Annotated in this window: 12 protein-coding genes; 10 read left to right on the plus strand and 2 right to left on the minus strand. The window is 69.6% G+C overall.

Annotated elements, in window-relative coordinates; genetic code table 11:
* Nucleotides 1-2: 2 nt before the first annotated feature.
* The 10 genes from OG379_RS31600 to OG379_RS31645 all read left to right on the plus strand — a co-directional run bounded on the left by OG379_RS31600 (nucleotide 3) and on the right by OG379_RS31645 (nucleotide 10,577).
* Nucleotides 3-1,061, plus strand: coding sequence for an aspartate-semialdehyde dehydrogenase (locus OG379_RS31600; RefSeq protein WP_393765971.1), 1,059 nt, complete (start codon nucleotides 3-5; stop codon nucleotides 1,059-1,061).
* The gene (locus OG379_RS31605) at nucleotides 1,058-2,152 is read left to right on the plus strand and encodes an aspartate kinase (RefSeq protein ID WP_405666441.1); all 1,095 of its coding nucleotides are present in this window, start codon (nucleotides 1,058-1,060) and stop codon (nucleotides 2,150-2,152) included. Before OG379_RS31600 ends, OG379_RS31605 begins: the two co-directional genes overlap by 4 nt.
* Before the next feature lie 4 nt (nucleotides 2,153-2,156).
* On the plus strand, nucleotides 2,157-3,161 hold the full coding sequence (locus tag OG379_RS31610) for a TauD/TfdA family dioxygenase (RefSeq protein WP_405666443.1): 1,005 nt from the start codon (nucleotides 2,157-2,159) through the stop codon (nucleotides 3,159-3,161).
* A gap of 532 nt (nucleotides 3,162-3,693) precedes the next feature.
* Nucleotides 3,694-4,707, plus strand: a complete 1,014-nt coding sequence (locus OG379_RS31615; RefSeq protein ID WP_405666445.1) for a hypothetical protein — start codon at nucleotides 3,694-3,696, stop codon at nucleotides 4,705-4,707.
* A gap of 106 nt (nucleotides 4,708-4,813) precedes the next feature.
* Nucleotides 4,814-5,710 carry a LysR family transcriptional regulator gene (locus OG379_RS31620; RefSeq protein ID WP_405666447.1) on the plus strand — a complete coding sequence of 299 codons (897 nt, stop codon included), beginning with the start codon at nucleotides 4,814-4,816 and terminating at the stop codon, nucleotides 5,708-5,710.
* Nucleotides 5,711-5,939: 229 nt separating this feature from the next.
* A complete protein-coding gene (locus tag OG379_RS31625) occupies nucleotides 5,940-6,941 on the plus strand; it encodes a TIGR03842 family LLM class F420-dependent oxidoreductase (RefSeq protein ID WP_405666448.1) in 1,002 nt (333 codons plus the stop codon).
* A 116-nt stretch (nucleotides 6,942-7,057) separates the two neighbouring features.
* The gene (locus OG379_RS31630) at nucleotides 7,058-7,300 is read left to right on the plus strand and encodes a DUF6411 family protein (protein ID WP_405666449.1); all 243 of its coding nucleotides are present in this window, start codon (nucleotides 7,058-7,060) and stop codon (nucleotides 7,298-7,300) included.
* Between the two features lie 95 nt (nucleotides 7,301-7,395).
* Entirely contained in the window at nucleotides 7,396-8,358 is a 963-nt protein-coding gene (locus OG379_RS31635) for an anti-sigma factor RsbA family regulatory protein (RefSeq protein WP_405666451.1), read from the plus strand.
* A gap of 375 nt (nucleotides 8,359-8,733) precedes the next feature.
* On the plus strand, nucleotides 8,734-9,927 hold the full coding sequence (locus OG379_RS31640) for a globin domain-containing protein (RefSeq protein ID WP_405666453.1): 1,194 nt from the start codon (nucleotides 8,734-8,736) through the stop codon (nucleotides 9,925-9,927).
* Entirely contained in the window at nucleotides 9,924-10,577 is a 654-nt protein-coding gene (locus OG379_RS31645) for a pyridoxamine 5'-phosphate oxidase family protein (protein ID WP_405666455.1), read from the plus strand. The genes OG379_RS31640 and OG379_RS31645 overlap by 4 nt, the downstream gene beginning before the upstream one ends.
* A gap of 21 nt (nucleotides 10,578-10,598) precedes the next feature.
* On the opposite strand, the gene OG379_RS31650 is transcribed toward OG379_RS31645, so the two are convergent.
* Nucleotides 10,599-11,792: a PP2C family protein-serine/threonine phosphatase gene (locus OG379_RS31650; protein ID WP_405666457.1), complete on the minus strand. Its 1,194-nt coding sequence runs from the start codon at nucleotides 11,790-11,792 to the stop codon at nucleotides 10,599-10,601.
* A gap of 1 nt (nucleotide 11,793) precedes the next feature.
* Nucleotides 11,794-13,401, minus strand: coding sequence for an ATP-binding protein (locus tag OG379_RS31655; RefSeq protein ID WP_405666459.1), 1,608 nt, complete (start codon nucleotides 13,399-13,401; stop codon nucleotides 11,794-11,796).
* Between the last annotated feature and the right edge of the window lie 102 nt (nucleotides 13,402-13,503).

The following is a 13,503-nucleotide window of genomic DNA, read 5'->3' on the forward strand; positions in this document are numbered from 1 at the left end:
TCATGACTCTCGTCACCGACCCCGCCGCCCCTCGTATCGCCGTCATCGGTGCCACCGGAGCCGTGGGCAGCACCCTCGTCGAGCTTCTCGAGGAACGGGATCTGCACTACCGCGAGTTGTACCTGGTCGCCTCGGTCCGCAGCGTCGGCCGCCAGATCCCGGTCGGCGGACGGCCGCACGAGGTGCTCTCCCTGGAGGACTTCGACTTCGGTCTCGTCGACATCGCCTTCTTCTCCGCCGGAACGTCCGTCAGCAGAGCCTGGGTGCCGGCCGCCGTCGCCAAGGGCGCCCTGGTCATCGACAACACCCGTGCCTACCGGATGGACCCCGACACCCCGCTCGTCGTGCCACAGGTCAACCACGCCGTCCTGGACCGGCCTCCGGGAAGCGGCGTCATCGCCAACCCCAACTGCTCGACCATCCCCCTGGTCCGGGTACTGCAGCCGGTGGAGCGGCGCTGGGGGATCCGGCAGGTCGTCGTCAGCACCTACCAGGCAGCGTCGGGGCAGGGGCACCAGGGCGTCGAGGAACTGCTGGAAGGTGCCGAGGTGGCCCTGCGCGATCCGGACGCCGACCTGCCGTCCGAGCGGTTCAGTCCGCCGCTGGCCTTCAACGTGGTCCCCTTCATCGACGAGCTCCAGGACAGCGGATTCACGCTGGAGGAGCAGAAGATGGTCCAGGAGTCCCGGAAGATCCTGGGCCTGCCCGGTCTCGAGGTCACCGCGACCTGTGTCCGCGTCCCGGTCGTCAACTCCCACTCCGAAGCGGTCTGGGTGGAGACCGACGAGCCGGTGGACCGCCGCGAGCTGGTCGGGCTGCTCGGCCGCCAGACCGAGGTCACCGTGCACGACGCCGAGAACCGCTCGGCCTTCCCCACCCCGCTCAACGCCGGCCACCCCGATCATGTGCACGTCGGCCGGGTGCGGGTGTCGCCGCAGAACCCGCGCGGCTTCTGGCTGTGGCTCGTCTCCGACAACCTGCGCGTGGGAGCGGCCCTCAACGCGGTCCAGATCGCCGAGTACGCACTCGGCCGCGGCTTCCTGGCGGGAGGAGAGCGGTGAACACGCCGGTGGTACTGAAGTTCGGCGGCTCCACCTTCCGTACTTCCGACGCCTATCACGAGCTCGCCGCCGGCCTCGACGAGCGCATCCGCCGCGAGGGCCGGCCCATGGCCGTCGTGGTGAGTGCGATGCAGGGGGAGACCGAAGGACTGCGCGACCGGCTGCAGGAGGTCAACGACGTACCCGGGCCGGAGACCGCCGCCGGCCTGCTGACCACTGCCGACCTGGTCAGCGCCCATCTCCTGGCCACCGCCCTGCACCGCAGGGGACGCAGCGCCACGGTCCTCGCGGGACACCAGCTGGGACTGACCACCAACGCCTCGTTCCTCTGGGCCCGGGTGACCGGGATCGATCCCGGCCCGCTGCGCCGGGCCCTCTCGGAGTACGAGGTCGTGGTGGTACCCGGGGGTCAGGCGGTGGACGCCGAGGGACGCCCGACCTGGCTGGGCAAGAACAGCTCGGACCTGTCGGCTCTGGCGGTCGCCCGCGCCGTCGGAAGCCGCTCGTGCGAGATCCACTCCGACGTCGACGGGATCTACACCTCCGATCCCCATCTGATCACCGGGGCCAGGATGCTCCGGGAGGTGTCGTACAACATGGCGGCCCTGATGTCGCTGTACGGGGCGAAGGTGCTGCACCGCCGCGCCGTACAGCTGGCGCTGCGGCACCGGATCGAGATCGTCCTGCGTTTCAACCGCGCCCCCTACACGGCCGGTACGACGATCAGCGGGGCGGGCACCCAGGCGGCGGCCGTGGTCTTCAACCAGCGGTCCGTGGTACTGGACTACCCCGACGAGGCGCGCGCCGACGCCGCCCACCACGCCTTCCACCTCGAAGGGCTCGACGCCGTACGGCTCAACCGCCGTCCGTCGGTGGCGGTCGTCGGCGGATACGCCGACACGGAGGGGATCCAGCACCGGCACGGAGTGGCGCCCGGGCGGGTGGCGGGAGTGCCCGTGGCGGAGATGCGGGGGAGCAAGGTCACCACGCACGTGGCCGACGGCAGCGCCGAAGCGCTGCACCTGGCCCAGCAGTTGCACGACGGGCTGGACTTCCCGGCCCCGCGGGCCGGTATACGAGTGGGGGTATGACGACATGAGTGAGTCCACCAAGACCTTTACGGACCTGGTGCTGCCCGACGCCGTACGGGAGGCGATCGGCTCGCAGCTGGCGGACCTGCCCGATCCCGGACACGACATCGACGCGACGACGGCGCGCTGCCATCAGATCTTCGCGGGACTGCCCCTCGGACTCCTGCGCACCGTGCTGGACTTCGGCAGGCACATCGACACCCCGGGTGTCGCACTGGTGCGCAACCTCCCCGTCGACGCGGAGACCGGGCCCACTCCGCTCGACGGCGGCCCGGGCCGGGGCAAGAGCGGATTCGTCAGCGAGGGCGTGCTGCTGGGCCTGACCGGCCTGCTCGGTGAGGCGCTCGGCGTGCTCACGGAGAAGGGCGGCCGCCTGGTCCACGACGTCGTTCCGGTCGCCGGCGGCGCCCGGACACAGACCAACCAGAGTTCAGCGGTGTTCCTGAACTTCCACAGCGACATCACCTACGACGCCACGGGCCGTTACGACGTCGCCAACCCGGACTTCCTCGTGCTCAACTGCCTGCGGGGCGACCCCTCGGGAGCGGCGGTCACCTATTACGCGGATGCCCGCGATCTCTGCCGCCGACTGGACGGCGACGCGCTGGAGCTGCTGCGCCGTCCGCTCTTCCGGCTCAACGCGCCGGGCAGTTACACACGCAGCGCCGCGGGCGGCGCGGAGGTCCTGTCCGACCCGGTGCCCGTGATCAGCGGCACCGGGCCGTACCCGGAGATCGCCGTGTCGGCGAACGGTGTGCGCGCTCTCGACCGGGAGGCCGAGGCTGCCTTCGAGCACCTCCAGGAGGTCGCCCGGGAGGTGGCGCACGCCGTGCGGCTGGAGCCGGGCCAGGCCCTGCTCATCAACAACCGCAAGGGCGTCCACGCCCGTTCGCCCTTCGAGGCCCGCCACGACGGATCGGACCGGTGGCTGCAGCGGACCTATGTGCGGCGGAGCCTCTGGGACATCCGGTACCGGGTGACCCCCGAGGACCGCCGCGTGCACTTCTGACTCTCACCTGCCGTACTCGTCCCGCACCCCCCCGGGTGCCGCGGGCGCTACGGGGTCCGGCGCGGCCAGTGGAGCGTTCCGGAATCAGCCCGGAGTGTTTCGAGAACGGTCGCGGAAAGTTTCCTCTGGAACACGGTTGCTCCTTGGTATTTCAGCGCGGATTCAGGAAAGGGAAGAGAGGGTGTCGGTGGATCTGGAACCGGCCGGCGGCGCGGGAGGGACGACGTCCCACTTGTCGTCGGCGACGATTATCCGGCCGGACGTTTCGTCCGTTCCGGTGCTTGTGGACGTCATCTCGACGGAGTGAAAGATTCCGATTGCCAGTGCGGTTGCGGCGATGCCATGAGTCAGGAAAGTGCGAGCCTTCATGTCGAGTCCCCCCAGTGAGTCTCATTCGTTTGCGGCGCCGTCCGGGCCGCAGTGGAAATCTGTCAGTTCCGGAGATCCAGATCGAGTGCCGCGGGGTGTCCTATGATGGAGCGGCAGCAAGTGGATAGCGACATATCGGGCATTCGATGGGGGTTGGTGGCCGATGGACGAGCATCACGAGTTGGACGAAGTGGCCGTCGCGACTTATGAGTTCGCGTTGCGGACGGGTTCCTTCGGGGACGAGGACGTCGCCGGCCATCTCGGCGTCGACGTCCGCCTGGTCACCCAGGCGCGCAAGACCCTGCAGGACATGAGGCTGCTGGCCTCGGAGGGGAGCGGCCGCGCGGTCGTGGCGCTCGACCCCGAGATCGCCGAGGCGGAGCTGGTCACGCCTCTGGAGCTGTCGATCGCCCAGCGCCGCCGGGAGATCTCCAGCATCCATCAGCAGTTGCGCGTCCTGTCCTCGATGTACCGCGCGCGGGCCCAGCCCGTGGCCGAGGACGTGCCGATCCGCGTGCTCGACGACTTCGAGGACGTCCGGCGCGAGATCGACCTGGCACGAAGACGTTGCACGGACGAGCGCATCACCCTTCAGCCCGGTGGGGGCCGCAGCGCGGAGCTGCTCGACCAGGATCTCCTGCAGACCCTGGAGATGCGGGAGCGCGGCATCCGCATCAGGACCCTCTACCAGCACACCGCACACGCCAGCCTCGCCACCCGCGCCTATGTGCGCCAGATATGCGAGGCGGGCGCCGAGGTCCGCACCGCCGAGGAACTGTCCGAGCGGCTGATCATCTACGACCGCAAGGTCGCCTTCATCCCCAAGGAACGTACGGGCAAGGAGCCGCCCGGCGCGGCGCTCGTCACCGACCCCACGATCGTCGCCTATCTGTACCGCTCCTTCGAGTCCGTCTGGCAGGGGAGCCAGACCTTCGACATCGGCGGGACCTCCGAGTATCACCATGCCGAGGACCTGCGGATATCGGTCGTCCGTCTGATGGCCATGGGCCTCAAGGACGAAGTGATCGCCCGCCGACTGGGAATGTCCACCCGCACATGCCGCCGTCATATCTCCGGAATCATGGGGGAGGTGGGAGCGACGAGTCGCTTCCAGGCGGGCATCCTGCTCGCGAAGCAAGGGCTCGATCAGGGCGACGAAAGCGTGACCGTTTCCTGACGGCGTCTGTCCTCGATGAGACAGCTGGTTGTTCTGGTCCACCCCTCCCATGGGCTGATTTTCTTGTGTTCGCCACGTTCGGCGAAAACCGGACCTCGGAGGGGACATGGATATTCGGCAGTTGGCGACGTTTCACAAGGTGGGGACGCTGCTCAGTTTCACTCGTGCGGCGGCTGAACTGAAGTATGCGCAATCCAGCCTGACCGCCCACATCAAGAGCCTCGAGGAATCCCTCGAGGTGAGTCTTTTCGACCGGCTCGGTGGCCGGATCGAGCTCACCGACGCCGGGCGGCGGCTCCTGCCCTACGCCGAGCAGATGCTCACGCTCGCCGGCGAGGCGCGGGGCGCCGCCCTCGGCTCCGACGAGCCCACGGGCGCGCTCACCGTCGGCTCGATGGAGAGCATCACCTCCTACCGCATGCCGATGCTGCTGGAGTTCTTCCACCACCGTCACCCCGCCCTCCAGATCGTCCTCCGCCCCAGCCTCTGCGCCGAGACCTGCCATGCCCTGCGCCAGGGCCTGTTCGACCTGGGCTTCCTCATGGAGGCCGAGACCCGGCACCCGGGCGTCCAGACGGAGGTCCTCGGTTCCGAGCCCCTCACTCTCGTCGCCTCCCCGGGGCACCCCCTGGCGCAGGCGGAGAAGGTGACGACCGAGGCCCTCCGCGGCGTCCAGGTCCTCTCCGCCGAAGCGGGCTGCGCCTACCGGGAACTCTTCGAGGCGGAACTCAACGACGGCACCGGTGAGTCGCTGCCCTTCCTGGAGTTCGGCACGATCGAGTCCATCAAGCGAGGGGTGTCCGCCGGACTCGGCGTCAGCCTTCTCCCCACGGCCACGGTCGCCGACGCCCTGGTGGCCGGGAGCCTGGTCTCCCTGCCCTGGGCGATCCCCTTCACGGTGTACACACAGATCGCGTGGCGCCGGGGCAAGACCCTCACGCGCGAGATGCGGGTCTTCATCGACCAGACGATGCGGTTCCTCACCGAGGAGTACGCCCAGTAGGCGGCCCTTTCCTCCGCGACTCGCCCGAGCGGCGGTCGTCGTACGAGGTTCGGCACGGCCCGATGTGGAAAGCTCTACCGGAGCACGTCGCTCACGGACGCGCCCGCGGAGCCGCTCCGGCGTGCCCCGGGACACCTGAGGACCGTGGCTCGGAGCCTTCCCGAGCGCAGCCGGTCCCGGCCTTCACATCCCCGCGCTCGCTGCCGGCACCGGACCAGGAGTATCTGCCATGGATTTCGGACTCGTCCTCCAGACCGATCCGCCCGCCTCGGCCGTCGTCGGACTCATGCGCCGCGCGGAGCGGAACGGGTTCCGCTACGGCTGGACCTTCGACTCGGCGGTGCTCTGGCAGGAGCCCTTCGTCATCTACAGCCGGATCCTGGAGCACACCGAGCGGATGGTCGTCGGCCCGATGGTGACGAATCCGGGGACCCGCACCTGGGAGGTCACCGCCTCCACCTTCGCCACGCTCAACGAGATGTACGGCAACCGGACCGTCTGCGGCATCGGGCGCGGCGACTCCGCGATGAGGGTGGCCGGCCGCAAGCCCGGCACGCTGGCCCGGCTCGGTGAGGCGATCGAGGTGATCCGCGATCTCGCCGAGGGGCGCGAGGCGACCGTCGACGGACAGCCGGTCCAGATCCCGTGGGTCAAGGACGGCAGGCTGCCCGTCTGGATGGGGGCGTACGGGCCCAAGGCGCTCGCGCTGGCAGGGGAGAAGGCTGACGGTTTCATCCTCCAGCTGGCCGATCCCTACCTCACCGAATGGATGATCAAGGCGGTACGCGACGCGGCCGCCTCGGCCGGCCGCGACCCGGACTCCGTCACCATCTGCGTCGCCGCGCCCGCCTACGTGAGCGAGGACCTGGACCACGCGCGCGAGCAGTGCCGCTGGTTCGGCGGCATGGTCGGCAACCACGTGGCCGACCTCGTCTCCCGGTACGGGGAGCACTCCGGCCTTGTGCCCGAGGCCCTGACGGCGTACATCGCCGGACGCTCCGGATACGACTACAGCCATCACGGCCGCACCGGGAACCCGGACACGGCCTTCGTTCCCGACGAGATCGTGGACCGGTTCTGCCTCCTGGGACCCGCCGAGGCCCACATCGAGAAGCTCCAGGTCCTGCGTGACCTCGGCGTCGACCAGTTCGCCGTCTACAACATGCACGACGCGCGTGAGGCGACCATCGACGCCTACGGCTCGACGGTGATCCCCGCACTGTCCGCCTGACGCGAGGGTCACGGGACCGGCGGACGGGCCGGCCGGACGGTCGTCGCGACGAGACCGGCGCATGCCCCCGCATCTGCGGGGCAAGCGGAAGGGACACCCGAAGCAAGGAGTCCTTCATGATGATTGTCGGCATTGTCGCTGTATGTATCGTTCTGGCAGTCCTTGCCTTCTTCGTGCCACGCCTCTCGCGGCACCCCGAGCGCGGCACCCAGCGCACCCTGGGAGCCGGATCACGCGTCGGCGGCAAGGCCCCCGGCGTCCTGGGCCGGATCTTCAGCAAGCCCTTCCGCAGCAGCTCCAAGGCTGTGGGCCGCAGCGGTTCCGCCGGCCGTAATGCCCGGGGCCGCATGCCTTTCTGAGACCGCGTGCCGGAGCCGGACCCCGGTGGGGGAGGCTTCCCGCCAAGCCGTTCGTCGGAGCCGCCGAGGCCGACTGCCAGTGATCGAGGTGCGACATGACACCCGCGGCCGAACCGTTCGTCCACCCGGCGCTCTTCTACCGGGACGTCCAGGAGTACCTGGCCGGGACGGTGCCGTTCATCCGGGACGGTCTCGCCGACGGAGATCCGGTGGCGGTGGCCGTTCCGGGCCCCAATCTCGAGCTGCTGCGCGCGGAACTGGGGGCGGACGCGGAAGCGGTGCGGCTCATCGACATGAACGAGGCCGGGCGCAATCCGGGCCGGATCATCCCCAACGTGCTGCGGGCCTTCGCCGACGCCCACCCCACCGGGCGGGTGCGCATCATCGGTGAGCCGATCTGGCCGGGCCGCACCACCGCCGAATACCCCGCCTGTGTTCAGCACGAGGCGCTGATCAACGCTGCCTTCCGCGGCCGGGATGTCACCATCGTCTGCCCCTACGACGCCGTCCGGCTCGACGCAGCGGTGCTCGCCGACGCGTACGCCACGCATCCGGTGGTGGTCGACGAGGGGCGTGAGAGCCGCAGCAGCGGCTACGACCCCGACCGGATCGTCGCCGCCTACAACCAGCCACTGGCCCGCCCGTCGCGCGCCCCGGCCTTCATGTTCGACGGCGAGCGACTGCCCGCCGCGCGCGAATTCGCGGTCGCACGGGCCGGGCGTCTGGGGCTCGTGGGCGAGCGCCTGGAGGACTTCACCCTGGCCGTCGCCGAGCTGACCACCAACAGCGTGGTCCACGGTGGCGGATCGGGCACCGTCCGGGTCTGGTCGCAGGGCGGTCAGGTGCTGTGCGAGGTGACGGACTCGGGGCAGCTCAGCGACCCTCTGGCCGGCCGGCGCCCGGCCACGCGGGACCAGCCCGGCGGCCGGGGTCTGCTCATGGTCCACCACCTCGCCGACCTGGTCCGCGTCCACACCGGCACCGAGGGAACCGCGATCCGCTTCCATCTCACCGGCTCACCGACGACGACAGTTAGCCATGGCAAACAATTGACATGAGGCAACGAACGCGCATCTACTGATCATCCGCGACGGCCACCGATGGGTGGCCTTCCTCCCCGCATCCGTACGGGGTGGGTCCTCCGGAGCGCGTGCCCGCCTCGTGATCTAGGGTGGGCGGGCCTTCGAGCTCCCGCTCCCCCCACCGACGCTCGCGGCCTCGCTCGTCTCACGCGAGCGGTGGACGCGCGTGAACCCACCCGATTGTGATCTGCCCTTGATAAGACACAACGGCCTCCGGTCAGGCCGATGAAGATTTTCCGGCCGACGTTCCGCACGCCGCCCTCCCCCAGACACCCGGAATACGGGCACACCGACGGCGCCACCCAGGGATATGAGCCCGTGGCACCACCCGGTCCGGAGGGCCCTGCCGGCATGGCAGCCACTCCGGAGATCCTGACCTCCGACGAGATCAAACTGGTCCGCGCCAGTGTCGAGGTCGTCGGGCCGGTGGCAGGCGAGGTGACGGTGTACTTCTACGCCATCCTGTTCGCCCGCTATCCGCAGGTCAGAGAGCTGTTCCCGGCCAACATGGATGTGCAGCGGGACCGGTTGCTGCGCGGCCTGCTGCGCATCGTGGATCTGGTCGACGATCCGGACAACCTGGTGAGTTTCTGTACCCGGCTCGGCCGTGACCACCGCAAATTCGGGGCGCTGCGCGACCACTACCCCGCGGTCGGCGCCTGCCTGCTCGACGCCTTGGCCCGCTACGCCGGCCCCGCCTGGAGCCCGGAGACGGCTGACGCCTGGACCCGCGCCTATACCGCCGCCGCCGACGTGATGGCTCAGGCCGCCGAGAGCGACGCACAGCTGCGACCGGCGGTCTGGCCCGCCGAGATCATCCGCCATGTGCCACTGGGTCACGGCATCGCCGAGATCACCGTTCGCCCGCAGGACCCGTACGCCTACACGGCCGGGCAGTACGTGAGCATGGAGACGCCCTGGCACCCCCGGGCGTGGCGCTACTACTCGCCCAGCCACGCCCCCCGCCCCGATTCCACCCTCAGCTTCCACGTCCGGGCGGTGGACGGCGGACAGGTCAGTACCGCTCTGGTCCACCGGGCCGGAATCGGCGACTTCGTACGCCTGGGGCCCCCGCAGGGCGACATGGTCCTGGACCCCCGGGGGACCCGCGACCTGGTGTGCGTGGCCGGCGGAACCGGCCTCGCGCCCATCCGCGCCCTGGTGGAACAGGCCGCCCGCAACGGATTCCAGCGCAACGTGAACGTGTTCATCGGAGCCCGTACGGGCGAGGAACTCTACGGCCTCGACGACATGCTCAGGAGCGCCCAGCGCCACCACTGGCTCACGGTGCGGGCGGCCGTGTCCCACCAGCGCATCCCCGGACGCGAGGGCATGCTCCCCGACGTGCTGCGCGAGTTCGGCCCCTGGTACCAGCACGAAGCCTTCCTGTCCGGCCCGGTCCCCATGGTGACGGCCGCCACTCGGATCCTGCTGGACCACGGAGTGCCCCGGGCCCGCATCCACCACGACCCGCTTGAGGGTGTTCCGGCACTGGAACCCTCCTCGACACCCGTACGACCCGACGAGAGGCGCCAGGAACTGTGAACACCCCGCACCACGACGGCACACCCTCACTCGGGGAACGGCTGCTGCAGCAGCAAATGGGCACCACCGAACGCGCCGACGACTTCTACGCCCGCCAGGTACACGGGGAGCTCACACCGAGCATGCGCGAGTTCATCGCGCGCCAGCCCATGGTGTTCCTGTCCACAGCCGATGCCCGCGGCAACTGCGACACCAGCTTCCGTGCCGGCCCGCCGGGTTTCGTGCAGGTGCTGGACGAACACACCCTGACCTACCCCGAGTACCGCGGGAACGGTGTCCTGGCCAGCGCCGGGAACATCACCGAGAACCCCCACATCGGCCTGCTGTTCATGGACTTCAGCGAGCACCACATCGGACTCCACGTCAACGGCGCCGCCCATCTGCGCGCCGCCACGGAGCAGCAGGCCCACGACCGGATACCCACCCCCACCGGCGCCGGACGTACACCGCAGATGTGGATCCACATCACCGTCCACGAGGCGTACATCCACTGTTCCAAGCACATTCCTCACCTGCAGGCGGCCCCCCGCGAACGCGACGCCGCCCGCAACCGTCCCAAGGACGCGGTCTACTTCACCGCCCCGCAACCCGAGGCCCCGGCGAGCGCGGCACCGTACCAGGGGACCCACAGGGCGCCGTCCCGCTGGTAGTGCGCGCGGACGGCGAGGGTCTCAGGGGTGAGCGCCCCAGTCGAGGCGGAGCACGGCGAGGTCGTCGGAGTGACGGCCGGCGTTCAGCTGGTTGGCCTCCCTTATGAGGAGGTCGAGGTGGCGGGCCGGGTCCGCCGGCGGCAGATCCTCGATCAGCGTGAGCAGTCCCTCCACCCCGAGCCGTTCGCTCGTCGCCCCGTTGTGCCCTTCGGTGAGGCCGTCGGTGTAGAGGGTGAGTGCTCCGTCGGCCGGGAGCGGAACGACCGTGGAGGGCCAGCTGCGCAGCCCGGGGACGATGCCGAGCGCGATGCCGTGTGCGGCGGTCAGTTCCCGGGTCCCCCCGGCCGTGGTGAGGAGGGGCTCGTGGTGGCCGGCCAGGTGGAAGGTGGCGGTGGCGGCGTCCTGGTCGATGGTGAGGAGGGTGCAGGTGGCGAACAGCTGCTGGCTTCCGCGCTCGGCGATCAGTATGCGTTCCATCAGGTGCAGCAGGTCCCCGCCGCGGTGTCCGCCGAGCACGAGTGAGCGCCAGGCGATGCGCAGACAGACACCGAGGGCGGCGGCGTCGGGGCCGTGCCCGCTGACATCGCCGACGACCGCGTGCAGGAGCCCGTCGTCTCCCTCCACCACGTCGAGGAAGTCCCCGCCCAGCAGGGCCATCGCGGCGCCCGGCAGATAGCGGGAGGTCACTCTCACCATGGAGGTGTCGAGGATCGGCTGGGGCAGCAGGCCGCGCTCCAGGCGGGCGTTCTCCTCCGCCCGCACCCGGGCGACCTGGGCCAGGGCGCTCGTGCGTTCGGTCCGGCTGCGGTAGACGGCGTAGCGCACCGTCCGGTGCAGCAGGTCCGCTTCGACCTTGCCCTTGACCAGGTAGTCCTGAGCTCCTGCGGCCATGGCGTCCGTGCCCGCCCGGGCTTCGGACAGTCCGGTGAGGACGATGACCGCGGTGTTCGGGGCCAGGGTCCGGACGGCGGCGACCGCCTCTATGCCCGACACGTCGGGCAGGTGCAGGTCGAGGAGGATGCAGTCGATCGGGGCGAGGGCGAGTTCCGTGCGGGCCTCGGCCAGGGTGGTCCTGGTGGTCAGCTCGAACCGCAGGCCGGTGTCGTGCAGGAGCTCCTCGACCAGCAGGGCGTCACCCTCGTCGTCCTCGATCAGCAGGATGCGGTACAGCGGCCCGTCGGCCGCCGCCTCCGCGGCGGCCATGGCTGTGGTCATCTCATCCGCTCTGCTCCGCGCCGGACCGGATGGCCTCCGGCAGGGAGGACGGGCCGGGGTTCTCAGGCGGTTCCGGCGCCAGGGTGAAGGTGATGCGGGTGCCCTCCTGGTACGCCGTGTCGACGGAGATGGTGCCGCCGTGGAATTCGACGACCTTCTTGCACATCGCGAGGCCGATGCCGCTGCCGGAGTAGACATCCTTGGTGTGCAGCCGCTGGAAGATCACGAAGACCTTGTCGGCGTACTCCGGTGCGATGCCGATGCCGTTGTCGGTGACGGTGAACCGCCACAGTTCGTCCTCCCGGGCGGCCGAGACATGGATCTTCGGTGTCTCGCCCGGGCGACGGAACTTGATGGCGTTGCCGATCAGGTTCTGCCAGAGCATGCCCATCTGGGTGGCGTCGGCGACCAGCGTCGGCAGCGGGTCGTGGGTGATCGTCGCGCCGGTTTCCTCGATGCCGACGCTCAGCCCGGACAGGGTCCGCTCCAGCACCTTGCCCAGGTCGAGGCTCTGGTGAGCGTTGTTCACCCGTCCGACCCGCGAGAATTCGAGCAGGTCGTTGATGAGGATCTGCATGCGGTTCGCTCCGTCGACCGCGAAGTCGATGTACTGATCAGCCCGGTCGTCCAGCTGCCCGCCGTAGCGCCGCTGAAGGAGCTGGGTGAAGCTGGAGACCTTGCGCAGCGGCTCCTGGAGGTCGTGGGAGGCCACGTAGGCGAACTGCTCCAGCTCGGCGTTGGAGCGCTGAAGGTTCGCGGCCTGCGCGTCGAGGCGCTGGAGCGACTCCTCGCTGAAGGCCAGCTCCCTCACGAGACGGCGGCGCATGAAGTCGATCTCGCTGCTCAGGCGCCTCAGGTCGGCGGGCCCGGTCGGGGTGATGGGGTGGTCGAAGTCGCCGCCGGCGATGATCCGGGCGTCCGTGCCGAGCTGTTCCAGCGGCCGGTTGATGCCGCGGCGCAGTCCTTCGAAGACGATGGCCGTCAGCACGACCATCAGTATCGCGATGGCGCTGAAGATCCAGTTGCGCAAGGCCATCGTGGCCTTGAGGTCGCCCTTCACCCGGACGCTCTCCGCACGCAGCCGTTCCTGCTGCCTGCTCAGGGCCGCGCGTACCTCGTCGAAGGTCTTCTTGCCCTCCGCCGCCCGTTGGGCGGCCAGCGGTGAGGGCGAGCCGCCGGGTGCCGCGGCGATCGGCCGTGCGATTCTCTCCTGCCACACAGCCGTGGCATCCTGCACGGCCTTGAGGTCGTCGAGGCCGGCCCGGTCGCCGTGCAGGAGCTCGGTGAGCTGCGCGACGACGGCTTCCTGCTTGGCGAGGCCCTCCTCGTAGGGAGTCATGAACTCCGCCGTGCCGGTGAGCCCGTAGCCACGGATGCCCGTCTCCTGGTTGAGCAGAGCCGATTCCAGACGGATCGCCTGTGCCAGGGCGGGCGACCGCACGTCCGCGAGCTCGCTGCTGATCGAGGTGCTCCGCGCCAGAACCCATGCCCCGGTCGTTCCGAGAAGGGCCAGAACCACCAAGGAAACGGCCACTCCCACGCGAAGCCACCGCCGGGTCGTCCACGTGGAAAACCACCGCGTACGCGGTGGTTTCGTATTCCCGGTCATTCGGTGGACTCCTCGCTGCGTCAGCCGCCCGGAGGAGCGGCCAGCACACTCTAAGGGGTGACAACGATTGTTGTCACCGAGAGCATCGAGGCCCTAGAGTGC

Origin of the sequence: Streptomyces sp. NBC_01166 (assembly GCF_045039765.1) — a bacterium.
Taxonomy (GTDB): Bacteria; Actinomycetota; Actinomycetes; order Streptomycetales; family Streptomycetaceae; genus Streptomyces.